Origin of the sequence: Nesterenkonia sp. F, assembly GCF_000220985.1 — a bacterium.
GTDB lineage: Bacteria > Actinomycetota > Actinomycetes > Actinomycetales > Micrococcaceae > Nesterenkonia.
The window spans coordinates 13472-36252 of sequence record NZ_AFRW01000012.1 but is presented as its reverse complement, the minus strand read 5'-3'; the positions used below and the strand labels follow the sequence as shown (position 1 = coordinate 36252).

Below are 22781 nucleotides of genomic sequence, written 5' to 3'. Positions count from 1 at the left end.
CGTCCCCGCCGGATGAGAGGCGGATTCAAGGGGTCGTCGCAACACCGAAGAACTAGATAAGTTCTAGCAGACGCTCGGCTGGGGAATCCCAGCCGAGCGTTTTGCGTGGTCGACGATTCAGCTTCTGCGCGACCATCTCGAGGTCCAACGGACCATGAGCTGAGAGATCGGTGCCTTTGGGGAAGTACTGTCGCAGCAGCCCGTTGGTGTTCTCATTGGAACCTCGTTGCCAGGGCGAAGCCGGATCACAGAAATACACCGGCACACCAGAGGAGATCTTGAAGCTCTTATGCGCGGCCATCTCCGAGCCTTGGTCCCAGGTCAGTGATCCCCTGAGGTGCCCGGGCAGGGTTGCCATCAGATCGACCAGCACGTCGCGGACCGTCTCAGCGGTGTGCTCGCCGGCGGGCAGGTGCCCCAGCATCACATAGCGGGTCGATCGCTCCACCAAGGTCACGATCGCGGACTTGTTGGCCGCGCCCATGATCAGGTCACCTTCCCAGTGCCCTGGTACGGCACGGTCCTCGATCTCTGCGGGGCGGTCGCTGATCATGATCATCGGATCTTTGAACCGCGGCTGGCGCTGGACAACACTGCGATGGGGCTTCCGGCGGGTACGTCCGGTGCGCAGCGCTGACTGGATCTCACGCTTGAGCCCACCACGGGCCTGGACGTAGATCGCTTGGTAGATCGTCTCGGTGCTCACCCTCATCGCCTCGTCATCGGGGAACTGTCGAGGCAGGATCCCACTGATCTGCTCCGGGGACCACTCTTCGGCCAGCATAGAGGCCACCGCATCCCGCAACGGCCCTGGTCGGGCCAATTTCGCCGTCTTCGGCCTGGACCTGGAGAGTGCAGACCGGCGGTGCGCCACCGAGGGCAGGTACAGGTCCTGGTCACTGGTGTGAGCATCTAGTTCACGTTTGATCGTCGAGGCCGCTCGGCCCAGGGGCTCGCCGATGGCCCGCAGCGACCAGCCTGCCCAAGGTAGATCCGCGATCTGCTCACGTTCTGACAACGACAACAGTCGAGGGCTGACCGCCTCGGGAACGGCGCCGGCCACCGGCACAGTAGAGTCCATAGCGACTATCTTCGTCTGCCCGGTGGTGTAGTCGACGAACCTGCCATCGGGGTAGTGCCGCCCGTTCTGGGCCCGGCGGATCCCGCGTTCCCAATCGCGGCCAGAGCGGGGATGAACCCCCGCCTGTTCAACCGCGGCGCGTTGAGTCAGTCCAAGATCACGCAGCTTCAGGTACTCGGCCTTGCTCGGATGCTCAATCCGGGTGGATTTGATGCCCGCGCTCCTGGCCCAGGAGTATCCAGTGTTGCGGTTCACGCCCAACTGACGTGCTGCCACAGTCACGCTTCCGACCTCGGCCAGCAGCGTGAGGAACTGTTTCTTTCTCTCTGCAAACGACACGGTGGTCGCAACCTCCTGAGAATCAGGGTGTTGCGACCACCGCTAGAACCCGCCAGACCGGCAGGGGCGTCGCGGTGGATCGAGCTCCGCGGTCCTCAGACCCCGGGGTAGTTCCGCTCGGTCGCGCCGGTGTAGATCTGGCGCGGGCGCCCGATCTTCGTCGACGGGTCCTGGATCATCTCGCGCCACTGGGCGATCCAGCCGGGCAGCCGGCCCAGGGCGAAGAGCACGGTGAACATCTTCTCCGGGAAGCCCATGGCCTTGTAGATCAGCCCGGTGTAGAAGTCCACGTTCGGGTAGAGCTTGCGCTCGATGAAGTAGTCGTCCTCCAGCGCCTTCTGCTCCAGCCGCTGGGCGATCTCGAAGAGCTCGTCGTCGCCGCCGAGCTTGGCCAGCACGTCGTCGGCGATGCCCTTCACCACACGGGCTCGCGGGTCGTAGTTCTTGTAGACCCGGTGGCCGAAGCCCATCAGGCGGACGCCGTCCTCCTTGTTCTTGACCTTCTCCATGAAGGCCTCCGGAGTGATGTCGCCGCCCTGGATCTGCCGCAGCATCTTCAGCACCGCCTCGTTGGCGCCGCCGTGGGCGGGACCGTAGAGGGCGTTGATGCCTGCGGAGATGGAGGCGAACATGTTCGCCTGGGCCGAGCCGACCAGCCGCACCGTCGACGTCGAGCAGTTCTGCTCATGGTCGGCATGCAGGATCAGCAGCGTGTCCAGCGCCTTCACCAGGTCCGGATCCAGCTCGTAGGGCTCGGCCGGCACGCCGAAGCAGCCGCGCAGGAAGTTCTCCACCAGCGTCAGGTTGTTGTCCGGGTAGAGCATCGGCTGGCCGATGGACTTCTTATAGGCATAGGAGGCGATGGTCGGAACCTTCGCCAGCAGCCGGTAGGTGGAGCGCTCGACATGCTCGGCGTCGTAGGGGTCGAGCGAGTCCGGGTAGTACGTCGACAGCGCCGAGACCGCCGAGGAGAGCACCGGCATCGGGTGGGCGTCCCGCGGGAAGCCGCCGAAGAAGTCCTTCAGCTCCTCGTGCAGCAGAGTGTGCCGACGGGTGACGTTGTCGAAGGCGCTCAGCTGGTCGGCGGTGGGGAGCTCGCCGTGGATGAGCAGGTAGGAGACCTCGAGGAAGTTCGAGTGCTCGGCCAGCTGCTCGATCGGATAGCCGCGGTACCGCAGGATCCCCGCATCGCCGTCGATGTAGGTGATCGCGGAGGTGGTGTTCGCGGTGTTCATGAAACCGGGGTCATAGGTGACGTTGCCGGTCGTGCCGCGCAGCGGGGCGATCTCGTAGCCGTCGTTCCCCTCCACGGCGGCCTTCACCGGAAGCTCGAGGTTCTGATCGTCGTGGATCAGACGAGCTGGTGACTGCTCTGTCATGCGGTCTCCTTGTCGGGCACACTCATCTGGCAACACAGCTAACCTACCTGGTCGTCACCTCGTGGGCCAGTTCGTGCACAGCATCGATGGTCGGTGATGGTCGGCCGCACCGGACGGAGTCGTCCGGCCCGGCACAGCGGGGATCGACGCATCTCGCGCCCATCCCGCGGGGCTGCCGCGGTCCGGTCAGCCCAAGCGTTCGACGGCGGCGTCGACGCGCTCGTCGGCGGCGGTGAGCGCCACCCGGACGTGCCCGGCCCCGTGGTCGCCGTAGAAGACCCCGGGGCCGACGACGAGACCCTCGTCGGCCAGCGAGGACACGATCCCCCAGGTGTCCGAGGAGCCGTCGGAGCACCACAGGTAGAGCCCGGCCTGCGACCCGGTCACCTGCAGTCCTCGGGCCTGCACCGCCGACAGCAGCTTCTCCCGACGCCGGCGGTAGATGTCCCGCTGGGCGGCGACGTGCTCGTCGTCGGTCAGCGCGACGCGCAGCGCCTCCTGCACCGGGGCGGGCATGATCATCCCGGCATGCTTGCGGGTGTTGATCAGCCCGGCGATCAGCTCCCCGCATCCGGCGACGAACGCCGCCCGGTAGCCGGCGAGGTTCGACTGCTTCGAGGCCGAGTAGACCGCCAGCAGTCCGCGGTGGTCTCCCCCGCAGACCCGCGGGTCCAGGATCGAGGGGACCTCGTCGACGGTCCAGGGCAGCTCCGCGTAGCACTCGTCGGAGGCGACGACCGCGCCGATGCGGCGGGCCAGCTCGACGATGGCGCGCAGCTGCTCGGCGGTCTTCACCTCACCGGTGGGGTTCGACGGCGAGTTGACCCAGATCAGCTTCACCCGCGCCAGCGTCTCCTCGTCCAGCGCCGCCGGATCCTCGGCCGCGACCGCCTCGGCCCCGGCGATCTGCGCACCGATGTCATAGGTCGGATACGCCACCTGCGGACGCAGCACGACGTCGCCGACGCCGAGGCCCAGCAGCGTCGGCAGCCAGGCGACCAGCTCCTTGGAGCCGATCGTCGGCATCACCGCCTCCGGGTCGAGGCCGGCGACGCCGCGCCGTCGGGCGAACCAGCCCGAGACCGCCTCGCGGAGCTCGCGGCGGCCGTGCGTGGTCGGGTAGCCGGGAGCGTCGGCGGCGGCCGCCAGCGCCTCGCGGACCACCGGCGGAGTGGGGTCCACCGGCGTGCCGATGGACAGGTCGACCACGCCGTCCGGATGCCGTCGGGCCCGCTCGCGGTACGGGACCATGGCGTCCCAGGGGTATTCAGGGAGGGTCAGCATGCGCGCGCCGGCCGTCCTCAGTGTTCCTGCGGCGGCAGCGCGGTGATGACCTCGTGGTCCTTCTCGATCATCCCGACCTTCGCGGCGCCGCCCGGCGAGCCGACGTCGTCGAAGAACTCGACGTTGGCGCGGTAGTACTCCTGCCACTCGTCCGGGACGTCGTCCTCGTAGTAGATGGCCTCGACCGGACACACCGGCTCGCAGGCGCCGCAGTCGACGCACTCGTCGGGATGGATGTAGAGCGAGCGCTCGCCCTCATAGATGCAGTCCACCGGGCATTCCTCGATGCAGGCCTTGTCCTTCAGGTCCACACAGGGAAGGGCGATGATGTAGGTCATGGACTCCTCTGTCTCTCCTCAGCCGCCGAGGGCGGCACGGGATCGGCCGATCGTGGGCGAGGCGATCGACTGTGCTTCTCGGGTGCTCTCCGACCGGCCCGGCGTCGAGCGCGACGGGGGCGACGTCCTCGGACGATCGGTTCCCCCAGTCTACCGAGCCCCGGCCCCGATGTCCTGACCGGGGGTCATGGTCGCGTCACAGTCCCGCCGGGCGCGGGACCGAAGTCGACGCCGGCCCCGGTGCTGTCCGCGGTGCTGTCCTCGGCGCGGTCTGCGACACCGGCCTCGACACCGTCCTCGACACCGGCCTCGGCACCGGCGTCCGATCCCTCGGCGGGCAGCGGCTCGCGGGCGATCAGCCAGCGCACCGCCAGCATGCTGACGAAGGTGACTCCCACCGAGCCGAACCACCAGACCAGCGAGGCGATCGTCGGACCCGGCAGCGCCTGCATGGCCTCGGCGCTGTAGGGCACCGCCAGCTGATCGGCGCCGGGCCAGACCATGGTGACCGTGACCAGCGAGAAGGTCACCACCCCCATCGTCGTCGATTCGACGACGGAGTCCGCCCGGAGACCGATCCACAGCTGGGCGAGCAGGCAGATCAGCAGGGCCAGGGCCGCGCCCCAGGGGAGCACCAGACCGCCCTGCGTCTCGCCGATCACCCAGATCCCGGCGTGCAGGGCGGTGCCGAGCACGCCGAGCACCGCGCCGATGCCGATGGCCAGGCCCATCAGCACCGGGCGGAAGCCCCGGCGCGGATGCGCCGTCGTCACTGGGCCGCGCTCTTCTTCTTCCGGGACTGCTTGCTGCGCTCGGAGGAGTCCAGGATCACCTTGCGGATGCGCACCGCCTCGGGGGTGACCTCCACGCACTCGTCCTCGTTGGCGAACTCCAGCGACTCCTCCAGCGTGAGCTTCGTCGGCGGGGTCAGCCCCTCGAAGCTGTCCGAGCCGGCGGAGCGCATGTTGGTGAGCTTCTTCTCCTTGGTGACGTTGATCTCCATGTCCTCGTTGCGCGAGTTCTCGCCGACGACCATTCCTTCGTAGACCTCGTCCTGCGGGTCGATGAAGAAGGTGCCCCGCTCCTGGATGTTCATCATCGCGAACGGGGTGGCCGTCCCGGAGCGGTCGGAGACCAGCGAGCCGGAGATGCGGTACTCGATGTCGCCCTTCCACGGCTCGAAGCCGTCGGCGTAGGACGAGGCGATGCCCGCGCCGCGGGTCTCGGTGAGGAACTTGGTGCGGAAGGCGATCAGGCCGCGGGCCGGCACGCGGAACTCCATGCGGATCCAGCCGGTGCCGGTGTTGTTCATCGTCTCCATGATGCCCTTGCGCCCGGCCATCAGCTGGGTGATCGCACCCATGTACTCCTCGGGGGCTCGATGATCATGTGCTCCATCGGCTCCTGCATCACCCCGTCGATCTCCCGGGTGAGGACCTTGGGCTTGCCGATGGTCAGCTCGAAGCCCTCGCGACGCATCTGCTCGATGAGCACCGCCAGCGCGAGCTCGCCGCGGCCCTGGACCTCCCAGGTGTCGGGGCGGTCGGTGTCCAGGACCTTCAGCGAGACGTTGCCGATGAGCTCCTTCTGCAGACGGTCCTTGACCTGCCGTGCGGTGACCTTCGCGCCCTTGACGCGGCCGGCCATCGGCGAGGTGTTGATGCCGACGGTCATCGAGATCGCCGGGTCGTCGACGACGATGTCCGGCAGCGCGTGCGGGTCCTCCGGGTCGGTGAGCGTCTCACCGATCATGATGTCGGGGATGCCGGCGACGGCGACGATGTCGCCCGGTCCGGCCTCCTCGGCGGGGACGCGCTCGAGCCCCTCGGTGATGAGCAGCTCGGTGATCTTGACGGTCTTGTGGGAGCCGTCCTTGCGGACCCAGGAGACCTGCTGGTTCTTGCGCAGCGTGCCGTTGAAGACGCGCAGCAGCGCCAGCCGGCCCAGGAAGGGCGAGGCGTCGAGGTTGGTGACGTGGGCCTGCAGGACCTGCTCGGCGTCATAGCGCGGGGCGGGGACGTGGCGCAGGATCGCCGAGAACAGCGGCTCCAGGTCTTCGCTCTGCGGCAGGCCGCCGTCCTCAGGCTGCTCGAGCGAGGCGCGGCCGGCCTTGCCGGAGGCGTAGACGACCGGCACGTCGAGCACGGTGTCCAGGTCGATGCTCGGGTCCTCCTCGGCGATGTCCGAGGCCAGACCCAGCAGCAGGTCCTGCGAGTCGGAGACGACGCCGGAGATGCGGGCGTCGGGCCGGTCGGTCTTGTTGACCACCAGCAGGACGGGCAGCTGAGCGGCGAGCGCCTTGCGCAGCACGAAGCGGGTCTGCGGCAGCGGACCCTCCGAGGCGTCGACGAGGAGGACGACGCCGTCGACCATGGACAGCCCGCGCTCGACCTCGCCGCCGAAGTCGGCGTGGCCGGGGGTGTCGATGACGTTGATAGTGACCTTGTCGACCCCGGCGTCCTCCTGGGCGTGCGGCCCGGAGTAGAACACGGTGGTGTTCTTGGCCAGGATCGTGATGCCGCGCTCCTTCTCCAGCTCGCCGGAGTCCATGACGCGGTCCTCGACGTCGCCGTGGCCTCCGACCGCCTTCGTCTGGGACAGCATGGCGTCGACGAGGGTGGTCTTGCCGTGGTCGACGTGGGCGACGATCGCGACGTTGCGCAGATCCCGGCGCTCGTCAGAGCCGAGGTGGGCGCGGGCGGCGGTGATGGTCATGGTGGAGTGCGTACCTTCCAGAAAGGGGTGTTCGGCCAGCACGACGGACCGGGACGACGACGTCGCCCCGCGGTGGTGCGGGCATCAGCTCCTCCCAGTCTACTGGTCCGCCGGGCCAGCGCCGCACCGGGCGGTGTGCAGGGATCGTGGGGAGGGCGGTCTCGGGCCGTGGTGCCTGCCGGTTCTCCCCGTCCAGCTGGGCGGGGCGATGCGGCGACCGCCCGGTCGACCAGTTGTCCCCGTCCAGTTGGGCGGGGTCGCCGATCCGCCCGCCCGGCCGACCAGTCCTCCCCGTCCAGCTGGAAGGGGCCACCGATCCGCCCCGTCCTGTTTCATATTCCCCGTCCAGTTGGAGGGGGCTCGGGAAACTCGACGGGGCGGAGCGGTCCACGACGTCTCGGGGACGAGCCGGCCGGCGGTGCACACGTCGAGGCCGGGCCCGCCGGCGAACAGCAGGACGTCGACCGAGCCCGGCGCCGCGAGGCCCGGCCCCGCCGGATACAGTGGCACCATGCCCGCGGCTCCCCCTTCCGCCCCCGCGTCCGACGCCAGGGGACCCTCCCCGTTCGACGGGGACGCCCTCCGGCCCCTGCGCCGCGCCGATGCCGAGGCGGTGCGGCGGGCCTTCGCCGCCGATCCGCAGATGGCCCGGCAGGGCGACGTGGACGACCTCGAGTCCGCACGAGCGTATGTGCTGCACGTGACCGACGCCTCCCGCGGCCGGCATGCCGCGGCGGTCGACGTCGACGGCGCGGCAGTCGGCGTCGTCGGGCTGCGGGTCACCGCCGAAGACCGGCGCGGCTGGCTGTTCTACTGGGTCCGCCCGGAGCATCGCGGTTGCGGGCTGGCCTCCGCCGCCGCGGCGACGACGGCGCACCACGCACTCTCGACCGCCGCGGACGAGGCCGCCCGGCCCACGACCGCGCCGGTGCTCCGCGCCGGCGGGCCCGTGACCGGCCTGGAGCGGCTGGAGCTGGGTCACCGGGCCGACAATCCGGCCTCCGGCGTCGTCGCGCGAGCCGCCGGATTCGTCCGGGAGGGACTGGAGCGCGGCAAATTCCTGGTCGACGGCGAGCGCGTCGACGTCGTCACCTACGGACGTCTGCGGGACGATCCGGCCCCGTCGACCCCGCTGCTGCCGTGGGACCGGGCGCCGGCTCCGGACTGACCGGGCCGCCGCCCGTCGACGTCGCACCGGCCGGATGCGGACGGGACGGTCGCCGTCGGCCCGGGATCGACAGGCTCCGGCGGCTCCCCAACAGCACTCCGCCGACCACCAGGGCCCCGCCCAGCAGCTCCGGCACGGTGACCCGCTCCCCCAGCACGATCCAGGCCGCACTCATCCCGACCACCGGGACCAGCATGGAGAACGGCGAGACCACTCCGGCCGGGTGACGGGCCATCAGCCCGTTCCAGATCCCGGAGGCGACGACGGTGCCCAGCACCACGGTGTAGAGCAGCCCGAGCAGCGCCGGCACGGCCTCGGGCGTCGCCGCAGAGGCCAGCGAGTCGTGGATCGTCTCGGGACCTTCGACGACCAGTGAGAGCAGCAGCATCGGCAGCGGCGGCACGATCGACATCCACATCGCGAAGCGCATCGGCTCCGCGGCGGCCGCCTTCCGGTTGCAGAGGTTGCCCACCGACCAGCTCAGCGCCCCGGCGACGACGAGCAGGAAGGGCAGCACGCCGCTGAGCTCGGCGCGCTGGATCCCGACCACGATCAGGCCGACGACGGCGACGACGATGCCGACGATCTGCACGCCGCGGACGCGCTCGCGCAGCAGCACCGCCCCGAGGACCAGGGTGGCCGGGGCCGAGGCCTGCAGCACCAGCGAGGCGATGCCGGCCGGCAGCCCCGCGGCCATGCCCCAGTAGAGGAAGAGGAACTGGAAGGTGCCGAAGCCGAGCCCGTAGCCGATGAGCCAGCGCCAGGGCACGTCCGGGCGCGGGACGAGCAGCAGGGTCGGGATCGCCAGCAGGGTGAAGCGCAGCGCGACGAGGAAGAACGGCGGGAAGTGTCCCAGCGAGGCGTCGATGGCCAGGAAGTTCAGACCCCACAGGGCCGCGACGACGAGAGCCAGGAGGCGGTGGCGGATCGGCATGGCTCCAGTCTGCTCACCAGGGGCGCTGAAGCACTATCGAATTCTCCTGCATCGTCGCTGTAGCCTGACTTCATGGACGTGCGTCATCTGGACCTGCTCCGCGAACTGGCCGACCGCGGCAGCATCACCGCCGTCGCCGAGGCCACGCATCGCACCGCGTCGGCGGTCTCCCAGCAGCTCAAGGCCGCCCAGCGACAGGCCGGGATGGCGCTGGTCGAGCACCACGGCCGCGGACTGCGGCTGACCGACGCCGGCCGGGTGCTGGCCGAGGCCGGCGAGGAGGTCAGCACCGCGATCGCCGCCGCCCAGGCGCGCTGGGACGCCTTCCGCGCGCATCCGACCGGCAGGGTGGGGCTGGCGATGCTGCCCAGCGCGGCCGCCGTGCTGCTGCCCCGGACGCTGCGCGCGGCGCACGCCGAGGGGATCGAGCTGGAGTGCCACGACGCCGACATCGCCGAGGCACGCTTCGCCGAGCTGACGCTGGACCACGACGTCGTCGTCGCCCACAGCCTCAGCGGCCCCCGCCCGGCGGGCACCGAGGGGCTGACCGTGGTGCCGCTGGCGCGCGAGCCGATCGACGTCGCCCTGGCCGCCGATCATCCGCTGGCCGCCGCCGCGGAGGTCACCGCCGCGCAGGCCGCGGAGTGCGCCTGGTACGGGGTGCCGCGCGACTACCCCTTCGACACCGTGCTGCAGGAGATCGCTCGCGCCGCAGGAGCCGAGCTGCGGGTCCTGCAGCGGCTGCGGGACAACCGCCTGATGGAGGCGCTGGTCGCCGACGGCTCGGGACTGGCGCTGCTGCCTCGGTTCACCTCGCCGATGACGGCGACGACGACGCTGCGTCCGCTGGCCGACGTCGATGCCCGGCGCCACATCAGTGCGATCATGCGCCCTGACCGGGCCGAACGCTTGGCCGTGCGCCGGGTGCTCGAGGCGCTGCGCGACGCCGGCGCCGAGGCCGAGGGCCGCCACGGCGACGGGGCGTGAGGCCGCCGTTGCGAAGCAGCGGCCCGAGGGATGCCTCCATCAGCGATCCACGATCCGCTCGTGGCCAGTCTCTGGGCGACAAACGCCCCCGAATCATCACTCCGACTGGGAGGCAGACGATCATGTCCAGAGACCGTACCGGTCAACTCTGCTCATCCTTCCGAAGAAGCAGCACCCTGAGGAGCTGGCGGGGGCAGGACCTTGTTGAACAGCGGACGCCCCACAACAGCAACAACTAGTGCCCGAACACACGAGCGGTGGGAGGACCTCGAGCCTCCCACCGCTCGTGTCACGGTCAGGCAGTGTCCGTCCGGAGTGGTTCTGCCGAGATCAGCTCTCCTCGGAGTCGCTCTCCGAGGCTCCGGCGCTGTCCTTCTCCCAGCCGACGTTCTCGACCGGCGTGACGCCGAAGAGGTCGAGGCCGGTATACGGCTCCGGGGTGAGGTTCGCCAGGCCCTCCTTGGCCGTCATGATGGACGGGCCGTTGTACAGCGGCATGATACCCCAGGTCTTCTCCACAACCTCGGCTTCCAGGTCCATACCTTCGGAGATCTGCTCCTCCGCCGTGGGCAGCGACTGGACCTCCTCGATCTGCTTGTCCAGCTCCTCCGTGCCGGTGCCAGAGAGGTTCAGGCCCGAGCCGGTGCAGTACACCTGGCACATGTAGGCCACTCCGTAGGGATCGGAGCTGGTGAAACGCAGTGTGAAGATGTCCCAGTTCTGTCCTGTGTAGTCCTCGGAGAAGTCGGCGGCGGCACGCGGATCGATCTCCACCTCGACGCCGATCTCCTTCATCTGCTGCTGCATGGCGCGCGCCCGAGTCTTGGCGACGGGGTCATCGCCGAAGAGTGGCAACGTGGCCGTCAGACGCGTGCCGTCCTTGGAACGGATGCCGTCCTCGCCCTCGGTCCAGCCAGCCTCTTCGAGCATCGCGTTGGCCTCCTCCGGGTTGTGCTCCAGCCCGGCCTCCTCATAAGCGTTCTCGTACCCCTCTTGGAAGGGATAGAGGTTGAAGGAGCCGGCCGGCTCTTCCTCATAGTCGAGCCCGTCGAAGGAGACCTGCTTCAGCTGTTCACGGTCGATGCCCATCATCATCGCCTGACGGACCTCCAGGTCCGAGAACTTCTCGCGCGTGGCGTTGATGGTGAACAGGTTGTTCTGCGGGGCCACAGAGCGGTAGGTGGTCACGCCGTCCATGTCTGCGACCTGGGCCAACCGATCCTTTGTGCCTGTGCCGGTCATGTCGACCTCGCCGGACTTGAAGGCGTTGATCGAAGCAGTCGGTTCGAGCTGTCTGAAGACGACCTGGTCCAGCATCGGCGCATCGCCCCACCAACCGTCGTTCGGCACGAAGGTCAGCGTGCCGCCGTTCGCGTCGAACGTGTCGACCATGTAGGGCCCAGCCCCGTACTCGGGGTTCGGCTCCTCGATATAGGCGTTGTTGAATTTCTCCGGCGTGTCGATCTCCGGGTGCATGAGGTTCCAGAACAGTCCCTCGGTCCAGGGGTACTCGGTCTCGAACGTCACCACGGCCTGACGCTCGTCCTCGCCCTGCTCGACGGATTCGATCTTGCTGTAACCGTCGGTCGAGCTGGGCTGGTACTCGTCGTTCTCCCCGCTCTGCGCCTTCCAGGCGTTCTCGTACGAGACCCATGTCATCGGCGTCCCGTCATTCCACTGAGCGTCCGGGTTGATCGTATAGGTGACCACGGTCTTCCCGTCGACGACTTCAGTAGTGATGTCCTCGAGGTAGGCAGGGTTCGGCTTCGCTTCCCCCTCCGGCGACATCAGAATCATCTGCGGGTTGTACCAGGTCCAGACCCGGGATGTGTCGGCGGATCCCTGCGCATGGTTCGGGTTCATCTGCTCGGGAATCTCACTGATCGGGAAGGTCGCAGTACCACCCTGCTGGAGATTCTCGCGCGGCTGCGGGTTGTAATCCGCCTGCTCAACCTCTGAACTGCCGGAAGTGCCGCCGTCGGAGTCGGCCCCACCGTCGCCTCCGCCGCAGCCAGCCAGAGTCAGTGCGAGGACGCCGGTGATGGCGACCGTGCCTTTCGTCTTCCTCATCATGGTGTTTCTCCTTTCGTGCCTGTCGGCATGGGAATGAGTGATCTTCTTGGAAGGGTCAGCGGTAATGGCAGGCATTCGTGTGCAGACCTGCCTCCCCCGTCAGACGCGGGACTTCACTCGTGCACCGCGCCTGATCCGCGGCGTTGAGCGTCTGATACAGCGGACAACGGCTCGCGAAGGCGCAGCCCGAGATGTCCTCCGTGGGACTCGGGAGGTCGCCGGCGAGCACCACGCGTTCCCGGGCCCTCTCGACAGCGGGGTCGGGCACGGGCACCGCAGAGAGCAGCGCCCGCGTGTAGGGGTGCCGGGGACTGTCGAAGACGGGGTCGACGTCACCCTCCTCGACGAAACTCCCCAGGTACATGACTGCCACGCGGTGCGCGAGGTGCCGGACCACGGAGAGATCATGGGCGACGAAGAGGTAGGACAGCCCAAGTCTGGCCTGCAGCTCCTGCAGCAGGTTGATCACGTCCGCCTGGATCGAGACATCGAGGGCCGAGACCGGTTCGTCGAGCACCAGCACCTTCGGTTCCGTGGACAGTGCGCGGGCGATAGCGATGCGCTGGCGCTGACCGCCGGAGAAGGCGGTCGGGAACCGGTCGCTGTGCGCCGGGTCGAGCCCGACCAGCTCCATGAGCTCCTCGACTCGCTCCACCGCATCCGAGGCCTTCACGCCGAAGCTGCGCAGCGGCTCGGAGATGAGCTCGTAGACGGTCATGCGCGGGTCCAGGGACCCCATCGGGTCCTGGAAGACGATCTGGATGTCCCGCCGCAGCTCGCGCTCCTGACGTCGGTTCTTCACCGTCGCGACATCGGTTCCGGCGATCTCCATGCGGCCGTCGTCGAGCGTGACCATATCCATGATCTGCAGCAACGTGGTCGACTTGCCACAGCCGGACTCACCGACGATCGCCAGCGTCTCGCCCTCACGGATGTCGAAGGTCAGCCCCTTGACCGCTTTCACCTCGCCGACCTTGCGCTTCAACAGCGAGCCCTTCATCAGCGGGAACGTCTTCGCCAGGTTCTCGACGTCGAGCGTCACCCGTCGCTGGTCGCGGGGGATGCTCTCAAGCTGTCCCTCGACGGCTTCGGGCACCGGGAAGACGGGTTCCCCGTCGACCGCTCCGGCCGCAATCTCCTCGGCGCGGCGACACGCGGCCTGATGGCCCGGTCGACCTTCTACGTCGACCAGCACCGGCTCGCCCTGCCGGCAGGCCTCCTGGACGATAGGACACCGGTCGGCGAACGGACAGGCGTCGGGGAGCTCGATGAGCATCGGCGGATTGCCCCTCACCGGCACCAGCGGCTGCTTCTCCTGCTTGTCCACGCGCGGCACGGCCCCGAGCAGCCCGAGAGTATAGGGCATGCGGGGATCGTCGAAGAGCACGTCGGCCGGGGCCATCTCGATCGCCCGGCCGGCGTACATGACCATCACGTCATCGGCGACGTCGGCCACGACGCCGAGGTCGTGGGTGATCATGATGACCGCCGCACCAGTCTCCCGCTGAGCGGTCTTCAGCAGGTCCAGGATCTGCGCCTGGATGGTCACATCCAGGGCGGTGGTCGGCTCATCGGCGATGATGACCTTCGGATCGTTGGCCATCGCGATGGCGATCACCACACGCTGACGCATGCCTCCGGAGAACTCGTGCGGGAAGGACTTCAGACGCGCGGTCGCGTTCGGAATGCCTACAAGCTGGAGCAGCTCGACAGCACGGTCCCAGGCGGCCTGCGTGGAGATCTTCTGATGGCTCTTCAACGCCTCGACGATCTGGTCGCCGACGGTGTAGACCGGAGTGAGTGCGGTCAGCGGATCCTGGAAGATCATCGAGATCCCGGATCCGCGCAGCTGCGAGAGTTCCTTGTCCGACTTCCCGATGAGCTCCTCGCCGTCGAAGGAGATGGATCCGCCGATGGTGGCGTTGTCGTCCAGCAGGCCCATGACCGCCATCGACGTGACGGACTTTCCGGATCCCGATTCACCGACGATGCCGAGGGTCTGACCCGGCTTCAGCTCGAAGGAGACACCCCGCACGGCATCGACGCGCCCGGCCTCGGACGGGAAGCTCACCGCCAGGTCCTGCACTGAGAGAAGAGAGGAAGTCATGCATGGCCTCCTGCGCCGGACGTCGGGTCGAAGGCGTCACGGAGCCCGTCGGAGATGAGCGCCAAGGACACCGTCAAGAGTGTGAGGACGGCTGCTGGGAAGTAGAACAGCCACGGAGAACTGGTGATCGTGTCGGCGCCGACGCGGATCAGCGAGCCCAGCGACACGTCAGGGAGCTTGACGCCGAAGCCGAGGAAGGAGAGAGCGGTCTCCATCTGGACGGCCTGGATGACGCCGAGCGTCCAATTGACGATCAGCAGCGAGGCGATGTTCGGCACCATGTGACGCAGCACGATCATCACCCCCGGCACGCCCATGTAGCGCGACGCTGTGATGAACTCGCGCTCGCGGAGCGACAGCGACAGCGTCCAGATGGTGCGCGCCAGGAAGAACCAGGTCATGAAGATCAGCACCAGCGAGATGACCCGCCAGTCGCCGCCGGAGTCCTCGGACATCATCGCCACGATGAGGAATGTCGGCGTGGCCATGAGGAAGTGGATGAATCCGACGAGAGCCTTCTCCACATTGCCGCCGAAGTAGGCCGCCGAGGCTCCGACGAGAGCCGCCAGCACCGTCGCTCCGCTCGAGACGGCCAACGCGATCATCAATGAGCGCTGGAGACCGAAGACCACCTGGGCGAAGAGGTCATTGCCACCCGAGTTCGTGCCGAACCAGTGGTCGGCACTGGGCCCCTCGCTCAGCGCGAGAAAGTCCAACTCGACGTGGTCGTACCTCTGGAAGAACGGGCCGGTCAATGCGAAGGCGACGATGAGGCCGAACACCACCAGACCGACGACGGCCGACTTGTTCCGCATGAACCGTCGTGTATACAGTTTGGTCTTGCTCATCGGCCGGCGCGGCCGCCGAGGCCGCGTCCCATCGCCGGTGGCCCCGCCGCTCGCCTGGACGGTCGTCACGTTGCTCATCTCAGCTCACTCTCACTCGCGGGTCGAGTGCGACCACGGCCACATCAGCGATCAAAGCTCCGATCGCCGTCATCAGCGCCGCGAAGGCGGCGACGGCGACGACGCCGTGGATGTCGTTGTCGCCCAGTGTGGTGATGAAGTACTCCCCCATCCCGTTCCAGGCGAAGATCTTCTCCGTCAACACGGCTCCGGTGAAGATCGCCGGGATCTGGAAGGCGACCTGGGTGGTGACCGGGATGAGCGAGGTCCGCAGCGCGTGACGACGGATCGCCTGCTGCTTCGTCAGTCCCTTGGCCCGGGCAGTGCGCACATAGTCGGCCTTGATGTTGTCCAGCAACAACGTCCGCTGGAGCAGGTGGTATCCCGAGTAGCCGATGAAGATGATCGCGATCGTCGGGAGCAGCACATGCTGGAGCCGGTCGACCAGGACGGGGAAGAAGCCCTCGACGCCGAGCGATTCGGACCCGGTCACGTAGAGCACATGCGTGCCGACCGCATCATTCAGCGCGATCGCACCCAGCACGAGAGCCAGAGCGATGACCGGCAGCGGGATGTTCATCGTCACCGTGGAGGAGCCGATGCCCAGCCGGTCCAGGAGCGAGTACTGGCGGGAGGCGGTGAACACGCCCAGGGCGACGCCGATGAGCACCTGGAAGACGGTCGCCCCCAGGACCAGCATGGCGCTGACCCAGATGCGGTACTCGATCTGGTCGTTGACGGACCCTCCCGCAGGACTCAGGCCCCAGTCCCAGTGCACGAGGATGTCCGTCAGCCAGGTCCACCACCGCTCGAAGAGCGGGACGGAACTCGCGAGATTGCGCGGCTCCAGGATGTTGTTGATCTCGCCCGAGGTCAGCGGAGGACGATGTCCCATGAAGTTGCTGTGCGGGTCGAGATACGCCCAGGCCAGGAAGTACGTGGCGTTGGTCGCCACGAAGATCATCCCGACCCAGGTCAAGATGCGTCGTGTCAGATAGCGGATCAACGGAGTCCAGGTCTTTCGGCTCGGTCGTGCTGTGGCTGCGTGGCTGGATCACGGCGTCAGCGCCGTGCCCGCCCCGCGATGCCTTCGACGGTCGCCGGAATCCGAGCACTGCTCATGGGGTTCTCCTCCCTGCCTCTGCGGACCACGGAATCAGGAACGTCGCACATGCTCTGCATGACGTGATGCACCTAACACCATGGCTGGACAAGCACCAGAATACGGCCGCTCCGCGTGACGCCAAGATGTCGAGATGCCCCGTGATCCGATCGTTACTGCCCGGTCACTCCGCTCGACAGCTCGCCGAAGGGTCGAGATGACCCAGGTCACACCGCGCAACGAAACCTGCCGGCAACAGCGCCGCCGTCGCGCGTTCTGCAAGATTCCTTTCAGAGTTTCCCGCGATCACGCCGATCCGACGACCCAGCCTGCGCCCGGCCGACGCACAGTCCGTGACCAGCGTCACGACCTAATGCACCGCACGACGAAACACCCGGGATACACCACGAGGGCCCCGGAGTCATCTCCGAGGCCCTCGCCGCATCGTCGTTCATGACAGGATGTTACGCAGAATCGTCGTTCCGCCGCGCGTCGTCCGGCGCTCCCTCGACCTCCCAGTCGGGTGCGGCATGGTGACAGGCTGAGAGCTGCGAGACGCCGGGCCGGGAGACCAGCTGCGGCTCCTGGGTCGTGCAGATATCGGTGGCCTTCCAGCAGCGCGTGCGGAAGCGGCATCCCGACGGCGGGTCCGCCGGATTCGGCGGATCACCGGCGAGCACGATCTGCTCCCGCTGTCCGCGCAGCGTCGGATCCGGCACCGGCACCGCCGAGAGCAGCGCCTGGGTGTAGGGATGCGACGGCTCCCGGTAGATCTCCTCCTCGGTGCCCAGCTCGGCCAGCCGCCCCAGGTACATCACCCCGACCCGGTCGGCGATGTGGCGCACCACCGAGAGGTCGTGGGCGATGAAGATGTAGGACAGCCCCAGCTGCTGCTGCAGGTCGTCGAGCAGGTTCATCACCTGAGCCTGGACCGAGACGTCCAGAGCAGAGACCGGCTCGTCGCAGATGATGACGTCCGGGTTCAGCGCCAGCCCGCGGGCGATGCCGATGCGCTGACGCTGTCCGCCGGAGAACTGGTGCGGATAGCGGTTGATGTGGTCGGGATTCAGCCCGACCAGCGCCAGCAGCTCCTTCACCCGGTTCCGCACTCCCTGGGCCGGCTTCTCCTCCGGGTGGAGGGAGAACGGCTCGGCGATGATGTCGCCGACCGACATCCGCGGATTCAGCGAGGTGTAGGGGTCCTGGAAGATGATCTGGATCTTCCGCCGCAGCCGGCGCAGATGCTCGCCCTTCGCGGCGAGGAAGTCCTCGCCGCGGAAGGACACCGCGCCGGCGTCGGGATCCTCCAGCCGCATCAGCAGCTTGGCCAGCGTGGACTTGCCGCAGCCGGACTCGCCGACGATGCCCAGCGTCTCGCCCCGGCGCAGCTGGAAGCTGACGTCGTCGACGGCCTGCACCGCCCCGACTCTGCGCTGAAAGACGATGCCCTGGGTCAGCGGGAAGTGCTTGACCAGGTTCTGCACGTCGAGGACGACCTCGGCGTCCGCGAACGGATCTTCTCCGCGGCCCGCGGCCGCGGACGTCGTCTCAGGCAGGCTCATGCTGGTCCTCCTCGGCGGTGATGAAGTCCTCCGCGTAGTGGCACGCGGCGGTGTGCCCCGCGGCGATCTCGCGCAGCTCCGGCCGCTCGGTGCGGCAACGGTCGGTGGCGAAGGCGCAGCGGGGACTGAACGGACAGCCCGGCGGCATGTCGGTCAGCGCCGGAGGCAGCCCCGGGATGGCGTCGAGGCGCTCGTCCGCACCGTCGACCCGCGGGATAGAGGCCAGCAGCCCGCGCGTGTAGGGATGCGCGGCGCTGCTGTAGATCGAGTACACGTCGGAGGCTTCCATGACCCGGCCGGCGTACATCACGGCGATCTTGTCGGCGACGTCGGCCACCACGCCCAGATCGTGGGTGATGAGGATGAGTCCCATGTTGAACTCCTCCTGCAGCTGTTTCAGCAGCCGCATCACCTGCGCCTGGACGGTCACGTCCAGCGCGGTCGTCGGCTCGTCGGCGATGAGCACGTCCGGGTCCAGAGCGATCGCCATGGCGATCATGATGCGCTGGCGCATGCCGCCGGAGAACTGGTGCGGGAAGTCCCCGGCGCGCTTCTCCGCCGCCGGGATGCCGACCCGCTCCATCATCTCCACGGCCTTCTGCCGCGCCTCGCGACGCTTCACCCCGCGGTGGACGCGGAACATCTCGCCGATCTGCCAGCCGACCGGCAGCACCGGGTTCAACGAGGACAGCGCGTCCTGGAAGATCATCGAGATGTTCATCCCGCGCAGCCGCCGACGTCGCTCGTCGGGCATCTGCAGCAGGTCCTCGCCGCGGTAGCGGATCTCGCCGCCGGCGATGTGTCCGGGCGGCATGTCCAGGATGCCCATGATCGCCTGGGCGGTCACCGACTTGCCGGAGCCGGACTCGCCGAGGATGGCGAGCGTCTCGCCGGCGTGCAGCGTGACGTTCAGGCCGTTGACGGCCTGGGCCGTGCCGGCCTTGGTGCGGAACTCCACCTGGAGATCGCGCACCTCGAGCAGCGGCTCGGCGGTGGAGGAGTTGGTCATCGTCTCGTCCTTCGCGGAGGAACACTGGGGTGTGGACTGGGCTGGATGCATCGGCGTCGCTCCCCTCAACGCTTCGACTTGGGGTCGAGGGCGTCGCGGACGGCGTCGCCGAGCGTCATGAACGCGAAGACCGTCACGCCGACGAAGATCACCGGGAAGAGCAGCAGGTGCGGCGAGGAGGTCACGTAGCTCTGCGCATCGGTGAGCTGCAGACCCCAGGAGATCGCCGGCAGCTGCAGACCGACGCCGAGGAAGGTCAGCGTGGCCTCGGCGCCGATGATGATGCCGATGAACACCGTCGAGTAGCCGATCAGCGGGCCCAGCGAGTTCGGCAGGATGTGCCGACGCATGATCGTCAGGTGTCCGGCGCCCAGCGCCTTGGCGGCCATCACGTACTCGGAGTTGACCACCGACATCACCGAGCCGCGCATCAGCCGGGCCGACGTCGGCCAGGTGAAGAGCATCAGCACCAGGGCCACCTGGATCGGCCCGCGGGTGTCGATGATGTTCAGGAAGACCAGCGCGCCGAGCATGTACGGGATCGCGAAGATCATGTCGGTGATCCGCGAGAGCAGCCCGTCGACCCAGCCGCCGAAGTACCCGGCCAGCAGGCCCACGACCACGGCGAAGGCGAAGACGCCGATCGAGACCACGACGCCGACGATCATCGAGTTCCGAGCCCCATGGATGACCCGGGTGTAGTAGTCGCAGCCCTGGATGTCGGTGCCGAACCAGTGCTCGGCCGACGGAGCCTGCCGGCTCTTCGACAGGTCGCAGGAACCGGGGTCCACCGAGGTGAAGAGCTGGGGCACGATCGCCATGGCTACGATGACCACCAGCAGCGCGCCGGAGACGAGGAACCAGGGGTTCCGCCGCAGCGAGCGCCACGCGTCGGCCCAGAGGCTCGCCTCGGTCTCCTTGCCGCCGCCTGATCCGCCGGCCGGGTCCGGGGCATCGGGCGTCGCGGCCGCGGAGCCCGTCGACGACGCCGGCGCCGTCGGATGAGTCGCGGTCCCGTCGGTGCGGGCCGCGGCGTCGTCGAGTTCGGTCTTCTCACTCATAGCGGATCCTCGGGTCGAGCAGGGCGTACAGCAGGTCGACGATCAGATTGACCGTCACGAAGAACAGCAGGAACAGCGTCACGATGCCCACGACGACGGTGCCCTCCTGCCCCTTGATGGAGTCGACGATCATCGCGCCGAGACCGGGGATGTTGAACACCGTCTCGATGACCATGGTGCCGCCGAGCAGCGTCGCCAGGTCCGCGCCGAGGAAGGTCACCACCGGGATCAGCGAGTTGCGCAGCCCGTGTCGCAGCACCACGCGCCGCCGGGAGAGCCCCTTGGCGGTGGCGGTGCGCACATAGTCCGACTGCAGAGCGTCGACGAGCTCGCCGCGCACCATGCGGGCGGCCATGCCGGTGGACACGGCGGCGAGGGCGATCCCGGGCAGGATGTAGCTGACCAGACCGTCGCGCGTGCCGGCGATGGGGAACCAGTCGAGGTTCAGCCCGAAGATCAGCTGCAGCAGGAAGCCGATGACCAGTGTCGGCAGCGCCACCATGACCACTGTGGTGACCTGCACGAGGCGGTCGATGAAGCGGTCCTTGTAGAGCCCGGCCAGGATCCCGGCGATGATGCCGATGACCGCCTGGATCGCGAAGGTCACCGCCGCCAGCATCAGTGTGGTGGGAAGCCGCTGGGCGATGATGTCGGACAGCGGCCGGCCGGAGAACGTGCTGCCGAAGTCGCCGGCGGTGATGATGCCCCAGATGTATTTGCCGTACTGGACGAGGAAGGGGTCATTGAGGTTGTACTGCTCGCGCATCGTCGCGATGGCCGCCTCGCTCATCGGCCGTTCGCCGGCGAGGGCGCGGATGGGGTCGCCCGGCATGAGGAAGTTCAGCGCATAGACGATCAGCGTGGAGACGAGCACCACGGGGATGAACTGGAGCAGACGCCGAATGATGTAACGGGTCATGGATGTCCTTGGAGTGCGGACGCCGACGGTCGGTCCGTCGACGGTGGGCGGTGTCGAGGGGCGGGGAGACCGCACACCGCAGGGCGCGACCCGCGCCCCCGGCCCTCAGGCCGGGGAGAACGTCGCGGACCGCGCCCTGGGCGGGCTGAGGGTCACTCGGTGAGCTCGAGGTCCTCCACGCGGACGAAGGTCCGGTAGTCCATGACCACCGAGGAGTCGTCGACCCGCTCGCTGGTGACCACCGGGTAGGACTTGAACCACAGCGGGATGAGCGGCATCTCCTCCATGAGGATGTCCTCGGCCTCCTGGTAGGCGGTGGACGCCGCGTCCTGGTCGGTCGCGGAGTTGCCCTCGTCGATCAGCGAGTCGAACTCCTCGTTCGAGAAGCCGGTGTAGTTCGACGACTGGTCGGTGGTGTAGATGGGCTCCATCGCGTACTGCGTCGCGGGGTAGCTCAGCACCCAGCCCAGACGGAACGGGCCGGTGATCTCGTCGTTGTCGTGCAGGTCGAGGTACTGGGCGAACTCCATGGATTCGAACTGCACCGACTCGACCCCGAGGTTCTCCTGCCACTGGTTGGCCACGGCCTCGGTCCAGGCGTCATGTCCGGCGCCGGAGTTGAAGTACAGCGTCAGCTCGGAGGGGCCGCCGGCCTCCTCGTAGAGCTCCGCGGCGCGGTCCGGCTCGAAGCTGCAGGTGTCGCAGGCGTCGTCGCGGTATTCGGGCATCATCGGCGGGATCACGCCGGAGGCCGGCACGTTCTGCCCGTCGAAGATCTGCTCGATGATCTCCTCGCGGTCGATCGCCATGGACAGGGCCCGACGCACATCGACGTCCTGGAACTCCTCCTGGTACAGCGGGAAGCCCAGGTACTCGAAGGAGGAGGTCTCGAAGGACTGCTGGTTGTCGCCGAAGTCGCCCTCCAGCTGACCCCAGTGGTTCGGCGTCACCTCATCCATGACGTCGAGCTCGCCGGACTGTGCGTCCAGGTAGGCCGCTTCGGCGTCGGCGTAGATCCGCCACTCGATGTTCGCCGGCTTGCCGGCCTCCTCTCCGGCGTAGTCCTCATACCGGGTGAGATTGATGTGCTGGTCGTGCACCCACTCCCCGTCCATCTGGTACTGACCGTTGCCGATCGGTGCCTGCTCGTAGGAGTCCGGGTCCTCGAAGGCCTCCTGCGGCAGCGGGTAGAAGCCGGTGTAGGACAGCATCAGCGGAAGCGGGGAGAACGGTTCGTTCAGCTCGATCTCCAGCGTGTAGTCGTCGACGGCGCGCACGCCCTCGAGCTCCTCGGCCTCGCCGTCGACGACCGCCTGGTAGCCGGCGATCTTGTCGTAGAAGCCGGCGTTCTGCTGGGCGTTGTCCGGGTCGACCGTCCAGTTGAAGGTGTCGACGAAGGTCTGAGCGGTGATCTCCTCACCGTTGTGGAAGGTCCAGTCCTCGCCCAGGTGGAAGGTCCAGGTCTCGTTGTCCTCGGTCTCCCATTCCTCGGCCACGCCGGGGACGGCCTCGTAGGACTCGAAGTCCACCCCGGTCAGACCGGTGTAGAGCTGCTCGAGCACCTTGGAGCCGCAGACCTCGGTGGAGTTGCCGGGCATCAGGTTCTGCGGCTCGCAGTTGTAGATGCTCACGGTGCCGCCGTCGGCGGCGGCGTCGCCGCCGCTCCCGCCGTCGCCGCCTCCGCAGGCGGTCAGCGTCAGCGCGGCGGCGGCCGTGGTGGCCACGGCCGCGCGCCGCATGGTCGCGTTGTGTCGCATAGTCGGTCGTCTCCTCATCAGGGGTGCGCGGGGCGGCGTCACACCGACGCCGTCCCGGGAT

General features: G+C 68.0%; 19 protein-coding genes. 2 read left to right on the top strand and 17 right to left on the bottom strand.

The annotated features are described in order from the left end of the window. Nucleotides 1–52: 52 nt before the first annotated feature. From GU5_RS0100835 to GU5_RS15720, 7 genes are all read right to left on the bottom strand, one after another. A complete protein-coding gene (locus GU5_RS0100835) occupies nt 53–1231 on the bottom strand; it encodes an IS30 family transposase (protein ID WP_139084252.1) in 1179 nt (392 codons plus the stop codon). 284 nt (nt 1232–1515) lie between these two features. After that, nucleotides 1516–2799: a citrate synthase gene (locus tag GU5_RS0100830; RefSeq protein ID WP_010523685.1), complete on the bottom strand. Its 1284-nt coding sequence runs from the start codon at nt 2797–2799 to the stop codon at nt 1516–1518. A gap of 186 nt (nt 2800–2985) precedes the next feature. Next, entirely contained in the window at nt 2986–4083 is a 1098-nt protein-coding gene (gene dapC / locus GU5_RS0100825) for a succinyldiaminopimelate transaminase (protein ID WP_010523684.1), read from the bottom strand. Nucleotides 4084–4100: 17 nt separating this feature from the next. Next, nucleotides 4101–4421: a ferredoxin gene (gene fdxA / locus GU5_RS0100820; protein WP_010523683.1), complete on the bottom strand. Its 321-nt coding sequence runs from the start codon at nt 4419–4421 to the stop codon at nt 4101–4103. Between the two features lie 185 nt (nt 4422–4606). Further along, on the bottom strand, nt 4607–5194 hold the full coding sequence (locus GU5_RS16125; RefSeq protein WP_010523682.1) for a hypothetical protein: 588 nt from the start codon (nt 5192–5194) through the stop codon (nt 4607–4609). Then, a complete protein-coding gene (locus GU5_RS17820; RefSeq protein WP_369750441.1) occupies nt 5191–5784 on the bottom strand; it encodes a hypothetical protein in 594 nt (197 codons plus the stop codon). Before GU5_RS17820 ends, GU5_RS16125 begins: the two co-directional genes overlap by 4 nt. Then, nucleotides 5763–7136 (bottom strand): GTP-binding protein, encoded by a 1374-nt coding sequence (locus GU5_RS15720; protein ID WP_369750440.1) that lies wholly within the window; start codon nt 7134–7136, stop codon nt 5763–5765. The genes GU5_RS17820 and GU5_RS15720 overlap by 22 nt, the downstream gene beginning before the upstream one ends. Nucleotides 7137–7647: 511 nt before the next feature. Between GU5_RS15720 and GU5_RS13300 the strand changes: the two genes are divergently transcribed. After that, on the top strand, nt 7648–8304 hold the full coding sequence (locus tag GU5_RS13300; protein WP_083830242.1) for a GNAT family N-acetyltransferase: 657 nt from the start codon (nt 7648–7650) through the stop codon (nt 8302–8304). Here GU5_RS13300 and GU5_RS0100800 read toward each other — a convergent pair. Beyond that, nucleotides 8225–9238 carry an EamA family transporter gene (locus GU5_RS0100800; RefSeq protein WP_010523680.1) on the bottom strand — a complete coding sequence of 338 codons (1014 nt, stop codon included), beginning with the start codon at nt 9236–9238 and terminating at the stop codon, nt 8225–8227. The two genes, GU5_RS13300 and GU5_RS0100800, sit on opposite strands and share 80 nt — an antisense overlap. 72 nt (nt 9239–9310) lie before the next feature. Between GU5_RS0100800 and GU5_RS0100795 the strand changes: the two genes are divergently transcribed. Beyond that, nucleotides 9311–10225, top strand: a complete 915-nt coding sequence (locus tag GU5_RS0100795; RefSeq protein WP_010523679.1) for a LysR family transcriptional regulator — start codon at nt 9311–9313, stop codon at nt 10223–10225. A 330-nt stretch (nt 10226–10555) separates the two neighbouring features. Here GU5_RS0100795 and GU5_RS13295 read toward each other — a convergent pair whose 3' ends face one another. The 9 genes from GU5_RS13295 to GU5_RS13290 all read right to left on the bottom strand — a co-directional run bounded on the left by GU5_RS13295 (nt 10556) and on the right by GU5_RS13290 (nt 22720). Next, on the bottom strand, nt 10556–12373 hold the full coding sequence (locus GU5_RS13295; RefSeq protein ID WP_237704634.1) for an ABC transporter family substrate-binding protein: 1818 nt from the start codon (nt 12371–12373) through the stop codon (nt 10556–10558). Beyond that, entirely contained in the window at nt 12354–14405 is a 2052-nt protein-coding gene (locus tag GU5_RS0100785) for an ABC transporter ATP-binding protein (protein ID WP_010523677.1), read from the bottom strand. The genes GU5_RS13295 and GU5_RS0100785 overlap by 20 nt, the downstream gene beginning before the upstream one ends. Further along, nucleotides 14402–15253: an ABC transporter permease gene (locus GU5_RS0100780; protein WP_139084249.1), complete on the bottom strand. Its 852-nt coding sequence runs from the start codon at nt 15251–15253 to the stop codon at nt 14402–14404. Before GU5_RS0100780 ends, GU5_RS0100785 begins: the two co-directional genes overlap by 4 nt. Before the next feature lie 79 nt (nt 15254–15332). Continuing rightward, complete coding sequence (locus tag GU5_RS0100775; RefSeq protein WP_237704633.1) at nt 15333–16289, bottom strand: ABC transporter permease; 957 nt, start codon at nt 16287–16289, stop codon at nt 15333–15335. Between the two features lie 587 nt (nt 16290–16876). Then, nucleotides 16877–17974 (bottom strand): ABC transporter ATP-binding protein, encoded by a 1098-nt coding sequence (locus GU5_RS0100770; RefSeq protein ID WP_010523674.1) that lies wholly within the window; start codon nt 17972–17974, stop codon nt 16877–16879. Beyond that, entirely contained in the window at nt 17961–18983 is a 1023-nt protein-coding gene (locus GU5_RS0100765; RefSeq protein ID WP_010523673.1) for an ABC transporter ATP-binding protein, read from the bottom strand. Before GU5_RS0100765 ends, GU5_RS0100770 begins: the two co-directional genes overlap by 14 nt. A 65-nt stretch (nt 18984–19048) precedes the next feature. After that, on the bottom strand, nt 19049–20044 hold the full coding sequence (locus GU5_RS0100760; RefSeq protein WP_010523672.1) for an ABC transporter permease: 996 nt from the start codon (nt 20042–20044) through the stop codon (nt 19049–19051). Further along, a complete protein-coding gene (locus GU5_RS0100755; RefSeq protein ID WP_010523671.1) occupies nt 20037–20963 on the bottom strand; it encodes an ABC transporter permease in 927 nt (308 codons plus the stop codon). The genes GU5_RS0100760 and GU5_RS0100755 overlap by 8 nt, the downstream gene beginning before the upstream one ends. Before the next feature lie 152 nt (nt 20964–21115). Beyond that, nucleotides 21116–22720, bottom strand: coding sequence for an ABC transporter substrate-binding protein (locus tag GU5_RS13290; RefSeq protein WP_010523670.1), 1605 nt, complete (start codon nt 22718–22720; stop codon nt 21116–21118). Nucleotides 22721–22781: the final 61 nt, after the last annotated feature.

Bases quoted from the DNA above. Each gene is read 5' to 3' on its own strand.
- GU5_RS0100830 (WP_010523685.1), bottom strand. From the start codon at position 2,799: ATGACAGAGCAGTCACCAGCTCGTCTGATCCACGACGATCAGAACCTC.
- dapC (WP_010523684.1), bottom strand. From the start codon at position 4,083: ATGCTGACCCTCCCTGAATACCCCTGGGACGCCATGGTCCCGTACCGC.
- fdxA (WP_010523683.1), bottom strand. From the start codon at position 4,421: ATGACCTACATCATCGCCCTTCCCTGTGTGGACCTGAAGGACAAGGCC.
- GU5_RS17820 (WP_369750441.1), bottom strand. From the start codon at position 5,784: ATGGGTGCGATCACCCAGCTGATGGCCGGGCGCAAGGGCATCATGGAG.
- GU5_RS15720 (WP_369750440.1), bottom strand. From the start codon at position 7,136: ATGACCATCACCGCCGCCCGCGCCCACCTCGGCTCTGACGAGCGCCGG.
- GU5_RS13300 (WP_083830242.1), top strand. From the start codon at position 7,648: ATGCCCGCGGCTCCCCCTTCCGCCCCCGCGTCCGACGCCAGGGGACCC.
- GU5_RS0100800 (WP_010523680.1), bottom strand. From the start codon at position 9,238: ATGCCGATCCGCCACCGCCTCCTGGCTCTCGTCGTCGCGGCCCTGTGG.
- GU5_RS0100795 (WP_010523679.1), top strand. From the start codon at position 9,311: ATGGACGTGCGTCATCTGGACCTGCTCCGCGAACTGGCCGACCGCGGC.
- GU5_RS13295 (WP_237704634.1), bottom strand. From the start codon at position 12,373: ATGCCTGCCATTACCGCTGACCCTTCCAAGAAGATCACTCATTCCCAT.
- GU5_RS0100785 (WP_010523677.1), bottom strand. From the start codon at position 14,405: ATGACTTCCTCTCTTCTCTCAGTGCAGGACCTGGCGGTGAGCTTCCCG.
- GU5_RS0100780 (WP_139084249.1), bottom strand. From the start codon at position 15,253: ATGAGCAAGACCAAACTGTATACACGACGGTTCATGCGGAACAAGTCG.
- GU5_RS0100770 (WP_010523674.1), bottom strand. From the start codon at position 17,974: ATGAGCCTGCCTGAGACGACGTCCGCGGCCGCGGGCCGCGGAGAAGAT.
- GU5_RS0100765 (WP_010523673.1), bottom strand. From the start codon at position 18,983: ATGACCAACTCCTCCACCGCCGAGCCGCTGCTCGAGGTGCGCGATCTC.
- GU5_RS0100760 (WP_010523672.1), bottom strand. From the start codon at position 20,044: ATGAGTGAGAAGACCGAACTCGACGACGCCGCGGCCCGCACCGACGGG.
- GU5_RS0100755 (WP_010523671.1), bottom strand. From the start codon at position 20,963: ATGACCCGTTACATCATTCGGCGTCTGCTCCAGTTCATCCCCGTGGTG.
- GU5_RS13290 (WP_010523670.1), bottom strand. From the start codon at position 22,720: ATGCGACACAACGCGACCATGCGGCGCGCGGCCGTGGCCACCACGGCC.